The following is a 14420-nucleotide window of genomic DNA, read 5'->3' on the forward strand; positions in this document are numbered from 1 at the left end:
GGAGTCGCGATGAGTTTGTTGACGCCCATGTTGCGTAGCAGTCCGCTAACCGACTGGTTCAGCGATGCGCAGCGGGTACAGGGTATGCTGGATTTCGAAGCCGCGCTGGCGCAGGCGCAGGCCGACTGCGGGCTGGTGCCGCAGGCGGCAGTCTCGCCGATAGTCAACGCCTGCCGGCATGCGCTTATCGATTTCGACGCGCTGGGACAATCGGCGGCCAGCGCCGGCAATCTGGCTATTCCGCTGGTTAAACAGCTGACTGCGCGGGTGAAAGCGCAGGATCCGGACGCCGCGCGCTATGTCCATTGGGGCGCCACCAGCCAGGACGCTATCGATACCGGGTTTGTTCTGCAACTGCGGGGCGCGCTGGCGGCGACGGATAGCCTGCTACAAAGCCTGATTGACGCGTTCGCCGAACAGGCGCAGCGCTATCAACATACGGTGATGCCGGGGCGCACCTGGATGCAGCATGCGCTACCGGTCACCTTTGGCCTTAAACTGGCGGGGACGCTGGATACGCTGCTGCGCTGGCAACAGCGGTTGATTGAGATGCGCCCACGGGTGCTGGCGCTGCAGTTTGGCGGCGCGGCGGGCACGCTTGATTCATTGAAACAGCAGGCGCCACAGGTGGCGCAGGCGTTGGCGCAAACCCTCGACCTGCAGTTGCCGGATACGCCATGGCATAGCCAGCGCGACCGTTTCCTCGAAGTCGGCGCCTGGTTCGCCGGCGTTTGCGGCACTCTGGGAAAATTCGCCAATGATTTTTCGCTGCTGATGCAAACCGAGGTTGCGGAAGTCGGCGAGCCGCTGGCGGAAGGGCGCGGGGGCTCCTCGACCATGCCGCACAAACGTAACCCGGTCTCCTGCGCGGCGATTCTAACCGCGGCGCAGCGCACGCCGGGGCTGGTCGCCACCCTTTACGCCGGTCAAATCCAACAGCATGAGCGCGCGCTCGGCGGCTGGCAGGCGGAATGGGAAACGCTACCGGAACTGATCATGCTGGTGGGCGGGGCGCTGGCGCAAACTGACATGCTGGTGCGCGAGATGCAGGTTTTCGTGCATAAGATGCGTGCCGACCTTGATATCACTCACGGGCTGATTATGGCGGAAGCGGTGACCCTGGCGCTGGCGGAGTTTATTGGCAAAGCCGAGGCGCACCATCGTGTAGAAGCGCTGTGTCGTCAGGCGTTGGATCGCAATGGCTTGCTTGTCGATCTGTTGGCGGCTGACCCGCTGGTCAGTCAGTATCTCTCCCGAGAACGTTTAAGCGCGCTACTGGATCCTGCAACGGCTACCGGTAGCGCCGAACGCTTTGTGCGCCAGGTGTTGGCGCGTTATCAGGAGCAACATCATGAATCTTGATTATCAACTCGACGGGCCGGAAGGCGCGCCGGTTATCGTGCTGTCGAACTCGCTTGGCACCACGTGCGCCATGTGGCAGCCGCAGCTGGATGCGCTGACGGCGAATTTTCGCGTACTGCGTTATGACACCCACGGCCATGGTAAAACGACGAAAAACGGCAAGGTGACCCTGGCGCAATTGGGTGAAGATGTGATTGCGCTGCTCGATCACCTAAATATCGACAAAGCGCTGTTTTGCGGTATTTCGATGGGCGGGCTGACGGGATTATGGCTGGCGCGCTTTGCGCCGGAACGTTTTTATGCGGTGGCGGTGGCCAATACCGCGGCGCGGATCGGCGATCAGTCGGGCTGGCTTTCGCGCGCCCGCGCGGTGCGTCAGGAAGGGATGGATGTGGTTGCCGCGGGGGCGGCGGATCGCTGGTTCAGCGATGCTTTCCGCCAGCGCGCGCCGGAGGTGGTCGAGGCATTATGCCATCAACTGACTCATAGCGACGCCGAAGGCTACGCCGCCTGCTGCGAAGCGCTGGCGGCGGCAGACCTGCGGGGAGAGGTCGGGCAAATTGCGATTCCGGTGCTGATTATTGCCGGAGAAAGTGACCCTGTCACGACTGTCGCCGACGCTAACTTCCTGCATCAGCAGATTGCCGATTCCCAGGTGGTGGTGCTGAGCGCGTCGCATCTGTCGAATATCGAAGCGCCAGCCGCCTTTAACTCCGCGCTGAACGGCTTTTTGCTGGGGGAGCAAAATGGAAGATAAACAACGTTATCAGCAGGGAATGGAGGTTCGCCGCAAGGTATTAGGCGATACTCACGTTGACCGTACGCTGCAGAACCTCACGCCGCTGAATGAGGAGTTTCAGGATTTCATCACCCGTTACGCCTGGGGAGAAACCTGGACGCGTCCGGGGCTCGATCACCATACCCGCAGCATGATCACTATTGCGATGCTGATTGCGCTCAACCGCGAGGCGGAACTTAAGATGCATCTGCGCGCCGCCTTTAATAACGGCGTGACCCGTGATGAGCTGAAAGAGTTGATTATGCATTCGGCGCTGTACTGCGGCTTACCAGCGGCAAATGCCACGCTGCATCTGGCGCAGCAGGTGTTTGCCGAGATCGACGCCGCGCAGGCGTAGGGGGCGGCGCATTGCGCCTTGTCCGGGCTACTAAATCGCACGGCGCTGTAGCCCCGGTAAGCGGTAGCGCCACCGGGGATTTTGAGTTGTAGGCCGGATAAGCGCAGCGCCATCCGGCATTACCTGGTGACGCTGCGTTGGCGTAGGATGTCGTTATCTGTCGCCTTCCTGCGGCACGACGGCCGGGGCGGTATACCAATCCTCTTTGGCGACCACCACCGCGCTTTTCGGTTGCATGACAAAATTGGGCGACATAATCTGCACGCCAAATTCGTTAAATACATCGATAATGCTGCTGTGCAGCGCGTTGCGCCCCTCCGGCAGCGTCGTTTCCGGTAACAGCCGCACCTGCAGTTCATACGACGTATACCAGTCAAGCAATCCCAGTTTGCGAACCACCGGCGCCACCTGATGATCCACTCCCTGGGCGCGGTGGGCCGCCAGTTCCAGCATCGCCTGTACCTGCCGCCACGGCGTGTCGTAACCAATGGTCACACCGGTGGTGAGGTTGATTCCCTGTTGCGGGTCACTGGCGCTGAGATTGGTGATTTTACCGCTGACCACCACCGCGTTCGGCAGGGTGACAATATAGTTTTCGCGGGTCAGGATTTTGGTCGCCAGCATGCCGATTTCGCTGACCTGGCCTTCGTTATCGGCGATGCGGATCCAGTCGCCTTTATGCAGCGCGCGGGTATAAATCAGCACCAGTCCGCTCATGGCGTGATTCATCACCCCCGCTGAGCCCAGCGTCAACATCAGGCCGAAGAACACGCTAATTCCCTTGAAGGCCAGAGAGTTTGCCCCAGGCAAGAAAGGATAGGCGGCGGAGAGCGCAAAGAGCCAGATAACCACGGCGATAAGCTTTCGCGTGGCGCCGACGGTTTCCGGATGCAGACCGGGGATCTGCAGACGTCCGGCGGCGACCTGATCCAACACCACCTTCAGCAGGCGGATGATAAACCACGTAATCAGAAAGATAAGCAGTACGATCATCAGTCCCGGCAGCGCCGACACGATAGACAGCGAAATATCGCGAATCACCCCTACCGACCACTCACCGAGCGACTCTCCCCATACCCGGGTCCACGGAAACAGGCTGAATACCCAACTCAGCCAGACATAACCCGCCAGTACCCCAAGCAGTATGACCAGCAGCGCGTATAACCGGCTTTCAATGTTGCCGAGAAAACGCCGCCAGTTATGCGGGATCAGGCTGCGCTTTTCGAGGATCCGCAGATGGAAAAAGCGCCTCACTCGCCGCCACGAACGGAAAGCGAGATAGCAGGCCAGGGCGAGGAGCAACGCGCCGGCGGCGGATTTTAGCGCCGCCAGCAGCAGATAGCGGGTATTGTACTGTTCGCGTAGCGACGTCCGCTGCGCTTCCATACGGGCAAGAACGCGCTGTGCCGCCTGATCGAGGGTAAGATCGTCGCCTTCATCGAGGTCGGCCTGGCTTAGCAACATAATAGGTTTGCCATTCATCAGAAACAGCCGCCCCGGCTGGTTGTAGCGGGTGACTGGCACCACCTGCAGCGGCTGGCTGATATCGGCTTCGGTGAAGGCGCGTAGCGTATTGCGGATGCGCAGAACCCGTTCTTCCGGCGTAGTCTGGCCGAATGTCGCCTGTAGCATGACGATCGGTTGATGGAAAATCGCGACGGTTCGCGCCTGCTCGCGAGCGGTGGGCTGCTGACGAGGTTCTGCCGCGGAAAGCGGGAAGGCCAGCCATAGCAGAAAACACGCCGTTAACAACGCCTGGATCCTGTTCATATGCGACACCGGAAAAGGGGGAATTATTGTTATTTTTCAGCCGGTCAAACTCTGCGCGGCTGCTGGATTGAGCATAGTTCAGCGTAGGGTGAATTCAAGAATTAAGGGGGAGAATACGCCCGACGATGAGCCGCCGGGCGTGGAGGGAATTAGCCGTGTTGTTTACAACCAGCGCACTGCTGATTTTGGATCTGCTGGAAGAAGTCGTTACCTTTATCATCAACGAGGATAAAGGCCGGGAAATCTTCCACTTCGATTTTCCAGATAGCTTCCATTCCCAGCTCCGGATAAGCCACGCACTCGAGACTCTTAATACTCTGCTGGGCGAGTACTGCCGCCGGGCCGCCGATACTACCGAGATAGAAACCGCCGTGTTTATGGCAGGCGTCGGTCACCTGCTGGCTGCGGTTACCTTTGGCCAGCATCACCATGCTGGCGCCGTGCGATTGCAGCAGATCGACGTAGGAATCCATTCGTCCTGCGGTGGTCGGGCCGAGAGAGCCGGAGGCGTAACCGGCAGGCGTTTTTGCCGGGCCGGCATAGTAGATAGGGTGATCTTTCACGTACTCCGGCAGCGCTTCGCCGTTATCGATAAGCTCTTTCAGCTTAGCGTGGGCAATGTCGCGGGCCACGATAATCGTGCCGTTAAGGCTCAGACGCGTGGAGACCGGGTGCGCCGACAGCTGCGTCAGGATCTCACTCATCGGCTGATTCAGGTTGATGCTAACCACCTTGCCTTCGCCCTGTTGGCGCAGGTGTTCAGGGATATATTTCCCCGGGTTGCTCTCCAGTTTTTCAATCCAGATGCCGTCGCGGTTGATTTTTGCTTTGATATTGCGGTCGGCGGAGCAGGAGACGCCCATGCCGATCGGGCACGAAGCGCCATGGCGGGGCAGACGGATAACGCGGATATCGTGGGCAAAATATTTCCCGCCAAACTGCGCGCCGAGACCGAGATTTTGCGCTTCCTGCAGCAGCTCTTGCTCCAGCTGCACATCGCGGAAGGCCTGACCGTGCTCGTTGCCTGCGGTCGGCAGGTCGTCATAATAGCGGGCGGAAGCCAGCTTAACGGTCTTCAGCGTCGCTTCCGCAGAGGTGCCGCCAATCACAAAGGCGATGTGGTAAGGCGGGCAGGCCGCGGTACCGAGGGTACGCATCTTCTCGACGAGGTAGTTTTTCAGCTTCGCCGGGGTGATTAACGCTTTGGTTTCCTGGTACAGATAGGTTTTGTTGGCGGAACCGCCGCCTTTCGCCATGCACAGGAATTTATATTCGTCGCCGTCGACGCTGTAGAGATCGATCTGCGCCGGCAGGTTGGTGCCGGTGTTGACCTCTTTATACATATCCAGCGGCGCATTCTGCGAGTAACGCAGGTTGTCTTCGGTATAGGTGTTATAGACGCCCTGCGCCAGCGCGGCTTCATCGCCGCCGCCGGTCCAAACGCGCTGGCCTTTTTTACCCATGATGATGGCGGTGCCGGTATCCTGGCAGGTGGGCAGCACACCTTTGGCGGCGATTTCGGAATTACGCAGGAACTGCAGCGCGACGTATTTGTCGTTTTCGCTGGCCTGCGGGTCGAGCAGAATGGCCGCGACCTGCTGCTGATGAGAGACGCGCAGCATAAAAGCGGCATCGTGGAAGGCCTGCTGCGCCAGCAGAGTTAACGCCTGCGGTTCAACCTTTAATACTTCCTGGCCCGCGAATTCGGCGACGGAGACGTGCTCTTTGCTGAGCAAATAGTATTCGGTATCGTAATGCGCCATCGGGAACGGGTCTTGATAAACAAAGGGTTTCATCGACATATTCACATACTCCATAAAGATAAAAACCGCCGGGGGAAGACCCGGCGGTTATGAATCAGAACATCATGGACATCCACGGATAGCCAATCAGCAGCAGGGCGGCCAGGAAGATGGCGCCGAAGATGGTGCCGAGGCGCCAGTAGTCTTTGGTCGGCAGGTAGCCGCTGCCGTAGTAAATCGGGCTCGGACCGGTACCGTACGGGGTGATGATGCCCATCACGCCCAGCGAGGTCACCATCAGCAGGGCGAAGACTTGCATATTCATTCCCGGGATAGTCGAAGCGATGGTCAGCATGGCCGGCAGCAGCGCGGTAGTGTGCGCGGTGGTACTGGCGAACAGGTAGTGCAGCAGATAGAACGCCAGCAGCAGGACGATGGTCGCAACGCCCGGAGAAATACCGCTCATCAGCGCGCCGCCTTCTTTACCCAACCAGGCGATGAAGCCAGTGGAAGAGAGACCGTCAGCCAGCGCGACCAGCGTGGCGAACCAGACAAAGGTATTCCACGCCGCTTTGTTGTTGGTGATATCGCTCCAGGACAGCACGCCGGTCCACAGCATCAGCACGATAACCAGCAGGGCAGCCAGCGCCGGTTCAATCCAGTCGGCGGCGAAGATCCACATCATCAGCGCGAAGCAAACAAACACCAGCAGCAGGATTTCATTGCGCGACAGTTTGCCCAGTTTTTCCAGTTCACGAGCGGCCCACAGCGGCACTTCGTTATTGATTTTTACTTCTGGCGGGTAGAACCAGTACGCCAGCAGCGGCATGGCCAGGATCAGCAGGATACCGAGCGGCAGGAAGGCGATAAACCAGGTACCCCAGGAGATGTTGATACCGACGATGCTTTTTACCAGCGCCAGCGCCAGCAGGTTCGGCGCCAGCGCCGACAGGAACATGGAACTGGTGATACAGGCGGCGGTAATAGCTACCCACATCAGATAAGAACCAATACGGCGTGCGCTCGGATCGTTAGGTTTAGAACCGTACAGCGGCGGCAGGTTAGCAATAATCGGGTAGATGGTCCCGCCGCTACGTGCGGTATTGGACGGAGTAAACGGCGCCAGCAGCAGGTCAGCGAAGGTAATGGCGTAGCCCAGCGTCAGGCTGCGGCGGCCAAGATATTTTACCAGAATCAGCGCCAGACGGCGGCCGAACTGGGTTTTGTCATAGCCCGCGGCGAACATGAACGCGCCGAAGATGAGCCACACGGTAGAGTTGCCAAAGCCGCTGACCGCCCATTTAAATGACGCGCCGGCCAGCTTAAAGCTCGGCGCCGCCATCTGTTCCGGACTGAACAGCAGCCACTGGCTACATAAAGCAATCACCACCACCCCGGTGATACCGATAACGGCGCCCGGTAGCGGTTCGAAGATAAGGCCGACGATAACGCCCACGAAGATAGCAAAATAGTGCCAGGCGAAAGGCGGTAAGCCGTCAGGCACCGGGACGAACAACAGCAGTACGGCGACGATAATGGGCAACGCCATCATGATCAGATGTTTATACGCCGCGTTAGACGCGGCACCGGCAGGCGGTATGGTTGTCTTTTTCTCTTTCATAATGAGTATCTGCTAGTAGTTGAAAATACGGTTTCGTCTTCGCTTACAATGCTCGATTTTTTTAGTTGCGAAAGTTTCTTTAATTATTAATGGTCGAGGCTTAAACGGTTATTTAACGCGTTTTTCGCGGCGTTAAATTAAATTCATTGGGTATTTATATATTGCGCTTTCACGTTGCATTGCAATTGATCGAGATCAAAAAAAACAGGTGATCTGGATCTTTTTTTTCGTTTGGCAATAACCACATATGATGATGTGGTTATTATCATAAAGAAACGGAAATTGTTAAATGATCGAGAGGGTTATAACGCTTTATATAGTGAGTGTTTATTTTAACTAGTTGATATATATGAGTTTTATTTACCTTTTTGTGCTTTTGATAGGTTAACAAAAGTGACCGAAATGTTATCATTCATTTGTATTATGTAAATGCGATATATAAATTTAATAATACAATAGAGGTATTGCTGTTATTGCAGGTATTAAATAGTTTTTTAACTAACGTAATTAATTTGGTAACTAAAAAACGCGCTATATTATTGGCATGACAACAGGAATGAAAATAAACAATCAATAAAATTTCCGTCACCCAATTCTGAATTTCAATATTTAAAATCTGGAGTATTAATATGACCAGTAACGAACGAATTCTGCAGCCATTTACTTTACCGAATGGGACTGAACTGAAAAACCGTTTGCTAATGGCGCCAATGACCACCTGCACCGGTTATTTCGATGGTACCGTCACCAGCGAGCTCGTTGAATACTATCGCGCCCGCGCCGGCAGCATCGGGACTATCATCGTTGAATGCTGCTTTATTGATGATTATGGTCTGGCCTTCCCGGGCGCTATTGGCATTGATAACGATGAAAAAATCGCCGGGCTGGCGAAAATCGCCGAAGCGATAAAAGCGGAAGGCTCGAAAGCGATTCTGCAGATTTACCACGGCGGCCGCATGGTTGACCCACAGTTGATTGGTGGTCGCCAGCCGGTGGCGCCGAGCGCCATTGCCGCGCCGCGCGACGGCGCCGCCATGCCGCGCGCCCTCAGTGGTGAAGAAGTCGAAGGCATGATTGCCAAATTTGGCGACGGCGTACGCCGCGCCATTCTCGCCGGTTTCGACGGCGTCGAAATCCATGGCGCCAACACCTATCTTATTCAACAGTTCTATTCGCCGAACTCCAACCAGCGTGACGATGAGTGGGGCGGCAGCCGCGACAACCGCGCCAGATTCCCACTGGCGGTGCTGGACATCACGCATAAAATGGCCCGCCAGTACGCTGACGATGCCTTTATTATCGGCTATCGCTTCTCGCCGGAAGAGATGGAAGTCCCGGGGATCCGCTTCGATGACACCATGTATCTGCTGGAGAAACTGGCCGCCCGCGGCGTCGATTACCTGCACTTCTCGGTTGGCGCGACGCTGCGCCCGTCTATCGTAGATACCAGCGATCCGACGCCGCTGATTGAAAAATACTGCGCCATGCGTTCTGAAACGCTGGCGCAGGTGCCGGTGATGGGCGTCGGCGGGGTGGTTAACGCCGCTGATGCCGAACAGGGCCTCGATCACGGTTATGATCTGATGGCCGTCGGCCGCGCCTGCATCGCCTATCCGGACTGGGCTTCACGTATCGCCGCCGGCGAAGAGCTGGAACTCTTTATCGACAGCACCCAGCGCGAGGCGCTGCATATTCCGGAACCGCTGTGGCGTTTCTCGCTGGTCGAAGCGATGATCCGCGACATGAGCATGGGCGACGCGAAATTTAAACCGGGGATGTTTGTCGAAACCGTTCAGGACGATGCCAACGAACTGGTCATTAACGTCAGCCTCGAAAACGATCGCATTGCGGATATTGAGCTGGCCGCAAGCCCGGTGCAGAGCGTTGAATTTACCACCAGCTTCGAAGAGATCCGCGAACGTATTCTGACCGCCAACACGCCGCACGTCGACGCTATCTCCGGCGCGACCAGCCAGAGCGAAGCGGTGAAAAAAGCGGTGTCCAAAGCGATGCTGAAATCCAGCAAAGCGCTGGCCGCGGAAGAGGGCGGCAACGATGCCGCGCCGAAAAGCTATGACGTGGTGGTGGTGGGGAGCGGCGGCGCCGGTTTGGCCGCGGCGATTCAGGCCCACGACGAAGGTGCCAGCGTGCTGATCGTTGAAAAAATGCCGACTATTGGCGGCAACACCATCAAAGCTTCCGCCGGGATGAACGCCGCGGAAACCCGCTTCCAGCGCGTCAAAGGTATTCAGGACAGTAAAGAGTTGTTCTATCAGGAAACCCTGAAGGGCGGCCACAACAAAAACAACCCGCAGTTGCTGCGTCGTTTCGTTGAAAACGCGCCGCAAGCCATTGAATGGCTGGCGGACCGTGGGATTATGCTTAACGATATCACCACCACCGGCGGGATGAGTATCGACCGTACCCACCGTCCGCGCGATGGATCGGCGGTTGGCGGCTACCTGATTAGCGGTCTGGTGCGTAATATCACCAAACGCGGTATCGATGTGCTGCTGGATACCTCGGTAGAAGAGATCCTGATGCGCAACGACGAAGTGAGCGGCGTGCGTCTTATCAACGATGAACAAGAGATCATCGACGTGCAGACCAAAAGTATCATCGTGGCGACCGGCGGCTTCAGCGCCAACAGCGCGATGGTGGTGAAATATCGTCCTGACCTCGAAGGCTTCGTGACCACCAACCATAAAGGGGCGACCGGTAGCGGTATTGCGCTGCTGGAGCGCATTGGCGCCGGCACCGTGGACATGGGCGAAATTCAAATTCACCCGACCGTCGAGCAGCAGACCTCGTACCTGATTTCCGAATCGATTCGCGGCGGCGGCGCTATTCTCGTTAACCAGCAGGGGAACCGCTTCTTCAACGAGATGGAGACCCGCGATAAAGTGTCTGCGGCGATTATCGCGCTGCCGGAACACTATGCTTACATCGTCTTCGACGAGCATGTGCGGGCGAAAAACAAAGCCGCCGACGAGTATATCGCCAAAGGCTTCGTCACCAGCGCCAGCTCGCCGCGTGAACTGGCGGAGAAGCTGGGGATGGATTACCATGCGTTCCTCGCTACGCTGGAATGCTACAACGGCGCGGTGGAAAAACAGCACGATGAAGCGTTTGGCCGCACAACCGCGCTGCGCGCGCCGATTAACGAAGGCCCGTTCCACGCCATTCGTATTGCCCCAGGGGTGCACCACACTATGGGCGGCGTGACCATTAATACCGATGGCGAAGTGCTGAATGTGGCGCAGCAGCCGATTCGCGGCGCCTACGCCGCGGGTGAAGTGGTTGGTGGTATCCATGGCGGTAACCGCATCGGCGGTAACGCGGTCGCGGATATCATCATCTTCGGTACCCTCGCGGGCCATCAGGCGGCGAAACGTGCCAGAGGATAATAGGTAATTGCTGATGCCGGGCTGGCTTAGCCGCCCGGCTTATCCCTTCTAAGGAGAGCCCGATGTCCGATAACCGCGTCTATAGCTACTCCGCCGTGCTGATGGGTTCGCCCATCCTGCTCAAACTCTATTCCCACGATGAGGCGCTGGCCTCCCGCGTATTTCAGTTAATTAAACGCTACGAAGATCTGCTCACCGTGAACCGGGCGCAGTCGCAGGTGATGGATATTAACCATGCCGCCGGGCGTCATCCCGTCACCGTTAGCCGTCCGGTGTACCAACTGATTAAGTGTGCTAAAGCCGCCAGTATGGTGCGCGACAGCGCCTTTAATCTGGCTATCGGCCCGCTGGTTAAACTGTGGCGCATTGGCTTTCAGGGGCATCGCGTGCCGTCGGCGGCGGATATTGCGGCGCGGCTGCCGTTAACCCGCCCGCAGGATGTCATTCTCGATGACGAAAAGCAGAGCGTGTGGCTGGCGCAGGCCGGAATGGAAATCGACCTTGGCGCAATCGCCAAAGGATATATTGCCGACCGGGTACGCGATTACCTGAGCCAGCAGGGGATCGAACAGGCGCTGATTAATCTCGGCGGCAATGTACATACGTTAGGGGAATGGGCGATTGGGCTGAAAAAACCCTTTGCCGCGGCGCAGGAACTTATTGGCTCGATTGCCGTTAGCGGGCAGTCGGTTGTCACTTCAGGCACCTATGAACGCTATTTCGAGCAGGATGGCAAACGCTGGCACCATATCCTCGATCCGCGCAGCGGCTATCCGCTGGATAACGAACTCGATAGCGTAACGGTCATTTCCGCGGATTCACTGGACGGCGATATCTGGACCACGCTGCTGTATGGCCTTGGCGTGGAGAAGGGCTGTGCGGCGTTGCGCCAGCGGGACGACATTGAAGCGATTTTTGTCACCAAAAACCGCAACGTGATTCTGTCGTCACCGCAGCGCATCCGCTTTCAACTGCTCGACAGCGGCTACCAGATTACTGACTGTACTGCTTGAGCAGGCCGTACTGCTCGGCGACCAGCCGGTAGCGATACACCGGTCGGCCGGTCGCGCCGTAATGGATGGTGGTATAGAGAATATTGATCTGCGCGAGCCAGATCAGATACTTGCGGCATGAGACGCGCGAGATATTCACCGCCGCCGCCAGCTCATCGGTAGAGAATTCCACATCAGGGTGGCTATCAATCCACTGGCACAGCGTGCGTAGAGTTTGCGCCGTTAAGCCTTTCGGTAGCTTACGCGCGTCAGCCGCTTCCGGCGTGCCGCCGTGCAACAGACGATCGACATCCGCCTGCTCGTAATAGGGCTGGCCGGTCATCAGTTTGCGTTTTTCACGCCATGCGGTCAGCGCTTCTTCAAAGCGCGGGAACTGGAAGGGCTTAATCAGATAATCCACCACGCCATAGTGCATAGCGGTTTGGACGGTGGCGGCATCGGCGGCGGAAGTTATCATAATCACGTCGATGGCGCGTCCGCTGGCGCGAATGGTCGGCAGCAGATCGAGGCCGCTATCCTGCTGCATGTAAACGTCCAGCAGCACCAAATCGATCGCCATCTGCGGGTCGTTAATCATCTCCTGGGCTTTGCCGAGCGTCGACGCGGTGCCGCAGCAACTGAAACCGGGGATGCGCGCCACGTACAGGCGGTTCAGCTCGGCAACCATCGCATCGTCGTCAACAATTAATACATTTATCACGCTTTTTTCCTTTTACTATCCCAGGGCAGGTGAACAAAAAATTGGGTAAATACGCCAGGCTCGGACTCGACGGACAACGTGCCGCCGAGTTCGTGCAGCTGCTGGTTGGCGAGAAACAGGCCGACGCCGCGATTTTCGCCTTTAGTGGAGAAGCCCTTATTAAAGATGGCGTCAATATTGGCCGCCGGGATCCCCGGGCCATCGTCGCTCACTTCACCGCTTAGCCAGCCATCCTGATAGTGCAATAGCAGGCTCACTTCGCCTTCCTCCTGGCCGCTCATCGCGTCCAGCGCATTTTCAATCAGATTGCCTAACACCGTCACCAGCACGGTGACCTGTTTTTCATTGGGGCAATCCGGCACCAGGCTCTCTTCGGCAAGGTTCAACGTGAAGCCTCGCTCTTTGGCGCGCTGGATTTTACCAATCAGGAAGCCGGCGACCACCGGCGATTTTATCCGGTGCTGAATTTCGCCGATATCGGCCTGATAGGCATGGGCGGTTTGCAGCACATATTCTTCCAACTTGTCATAGCTTTTCATATTCAGCAGGCCGAGGATCACGTGCAGCTTGTTCATAAACTCGTGCGAAGTGGTGCGCAGGGCATCGACGTAGCTCATCATGCCGTCCAGCCGCTGCACCAGTTGACTCATCTCGGTCTTATCGCGGAAGGTGCTGATGGCGCCGACGATGGCGTTCTGGCTGCGCACCGGGACGGTATTGCTGATCAGCAACAGGCCATTACAGCCGAGCGCTCGGTCATAGATAGGCTCGCCGCTGCGCAGAACTTCCTGCAGGTCCGCCAGCAGCGGGGTGCGATCGATGCTTTTATCCGGCCCGCTAAGTAACATGCCGCGGGCGGCCGGGTTAATCAGCGTGACCTGGCCGCTGCTATCCACGGCGATCACGCCTTCTTTCAGCGAGTGCAGCATCGCCTGACGCTGCTGGAATTGGGTGGAGATATCCTGCGGCTCCAGCCCCAGCAGAATACGTTTTAAGCCGCGCACCAGGCTCCAGGTGCCGATAGCGCAGACCAGCGCGCTGAACAGAATGGTCAGCAGAACGTCCCAGCGGCTATTGGCGATCTGTTCGTCGACTTTACTCAGCGAAATACCTACCACTACCACGCCTATCTGCTGATACTGTTCATTGAATACCGGGGTAAACACGCGCAGCGCCGGCGCCAGTACGCCGTGGTTAATCGCCACGTTTTCCCGCCCGGTGAGGGTCGGGCGGATATCCTCGCCGATAAACGGTTTACCAATGATGGCGCTATCCGGATGCGAATAGCGAATGCCGCGCATGTCGGTCACAATCGCGTAAAGCAGGTCGTTACGCCGGGTAATGGCCTGCGCCAGCGGCTGAATGATATTGCTCTGCGGCGGCTCGCCGAGACCGCGCTTCACCTGCGGCATATCGGCCATGGTGCGCGCCACCGCCAGCGCCGTCTCTTTTAAGCCGTCGCGAGTGGCGTTACTGATTTGCATAAACCATAGCGCGTAGACCAGCAGCAGCACCGCGCCGATAACGCTGCCAATCATCAGCGTGACGGCGGTACTTAATTTCAGGCTGCGGGCGCGCTTGCGGGCGGGCGGCTGTAGCTCGGCTTCCTTCATGACAACCCCGATCGATTCGTTGAACGATCATTATCGCCGATAGGGCGGTTTTCATA

At 57.4% G+C, this 14420-nt stretch carries 10 protein-coding genes; 5 read left to right on the forward strand and 5 right to left on the reverse strand.

The window, feature by feature from the left end; translation table 11 throughout:
- Window positions 1–9: 9 nt before the first annotated feature.
- The 3 genes from ABLU86_RS09525 to pcaC are packed head-to-tail and all read left to right on the forward strand — an operon-like array spanning window position 10 to window position 2498.
- A complete protein-coding gene (locus tag ABLU86_RS09525) occupies window positions 10–1362 on the forward strand; it encodes a 3-carboxy-cis,cis-muconate cycloisomerase (RefSeq protein WP_126027936.1) in 1353 nt (450 codons plus the stop codon).
- The gene (gene pcaD / locus ABLU86_RS09530; RefSeq protein ID WP_348796088.1) at window positions 1352–2119 is read left to right on the forward strand and encodes a 3-oxoadipate enol-lactonase; all 768 of its coding nucleotides are present in this window, start codon (window positions 1352–1354) and stop codon (window positions 2117–2119) included. The genes ABLU86_RS09525 and pcaD overlap by 11 nt, the downstream gene beginning before the upstream one ends.
- A complete protein-coding gene (gene pcaC / locus ABLU86_RS09535) occupies window positions 2109–2498 on the forward strand; it encodes a 4-carboxymuconolactone decarboxylase (protein WP_032714404.1) in 390 nt (129 codons plus the stop codon). The genes pcaD and pcaC overlap by 11 nt, the downstream gene beginning before the upstream one ends.
- A gap of 153 nt (window positions 2499–2651) precedes the next feature.
- Here the strand turns inward: pcaC and ABLU86_RS09540 are convergent, their stop codons facing one another.
- From ABLU86_RS09540 to ABLU86_RS09550, 3 genes are all read right to left on the reverse strand, one after another.
- Complete coding sequence (locus tag ABLU86_RS09540) at window positions 2652–4268, reverse strand: mechanosensitive ion channel domain-containing protein (protein ID WP_348796087.1); 1617 nt, start codon at window positions 4266–4268, stop codon at window positions 2652–2654.
- Between the two features lie 149 nt (window positions 4269–4417).
- Window positions 4418–6070 carry a class I fumarate hydratase FumA gene (gene fumA, locus ABLU86_RS09545; RefSeq protein ID WP_348796086.1) on the reverse strand — a complete coding sequence of 551 codons (1653 nt, stop codon included), beginning with the start codon at window positions 6068–6070 and terminating at the stop codon, window positions 4418–4420.
- 55 nt (window positions 6071–6125) lie between these two features.
- Window positions 6126–7631: an anion permease gene (locus tag ABLU86_RS09550; protein WP_348796085.1), complete on the reverse strand. Its 1506-nt coding sequence runs from the start codon at window positions 7629–7631 to the stop codon at window positions 6126–6128.
- A gap of 629 nt (window positions 7632–8260) precedes the next feature.
- Here ABLU86_RS09550 and ABLU86_RS09555 point away from each other — a divergent pair.
- Window positions 8261–11038, forward strand: a complete 2778-nt coding sequence (locus ABLU86_RS09555; protein WP_126027443.1) for a flavocytochrome c — start codon at window positions 8261–8263, stop codon at window positions 11036–11038.
- 62 nt (window positions 11039–11100) lie between these two features.
- Entirely contained in the window at window positions 11101–12051 is a 951-nt protein-coding gene (locus tag ABLU86_RS09560) for an FAD:protein FMN transferase (RefSeq protein ID WP_348796084.1), read from the forward strand.
- Here the strand turns inward: ABLU86_RS09560 and dcuR are convergent.
- Together dcuR and ABLU86_RS09570 are read right to left on the reverse strand one after the other, a co-directional pair.
- Complete coding sequence (gene dcuR / locus ABLU86_RS09565) at window positions 12032–12751, reverse strand: two-component system response regulator DcuR (protein WP_015366795.1); 720 nt, start codon at window positions 12749–12751, stop codon at window positions 12032–12034. The genes ABLU86_RS09560 and dcuR overlap by 20 nt on opposite strands.
- Window positions 12748–14364: a sensor histidine kinase gene (locus ABLU86_RS09570; protein ID WP_348796083.1), complete on the reverse strand. Its 1617-nt coding sequence runs from the start codon at window positions 14362–14364 to the stop codon at window positions 12748–12750. The genes dcuR and ABLU86_RS09570 overlap by 4 nt, the downstream gene beginning before the upstream one ends.
- Between the last annotated feature and the right edge of the window lie 56 nt (window positions 14365–14420).

The sequence above is a fragment of the Klebsiella sp. JN_Kp121 genome, from assembly GCF_040062145.1.
GTDB classification, from domain to species: domain Bacteria; phylum Pseudomonadota; class Gammaproteobacteria; order Enterobacterales; family Enterobacteriaceae; genus Klebsiella; species Klebsiella aerogenes.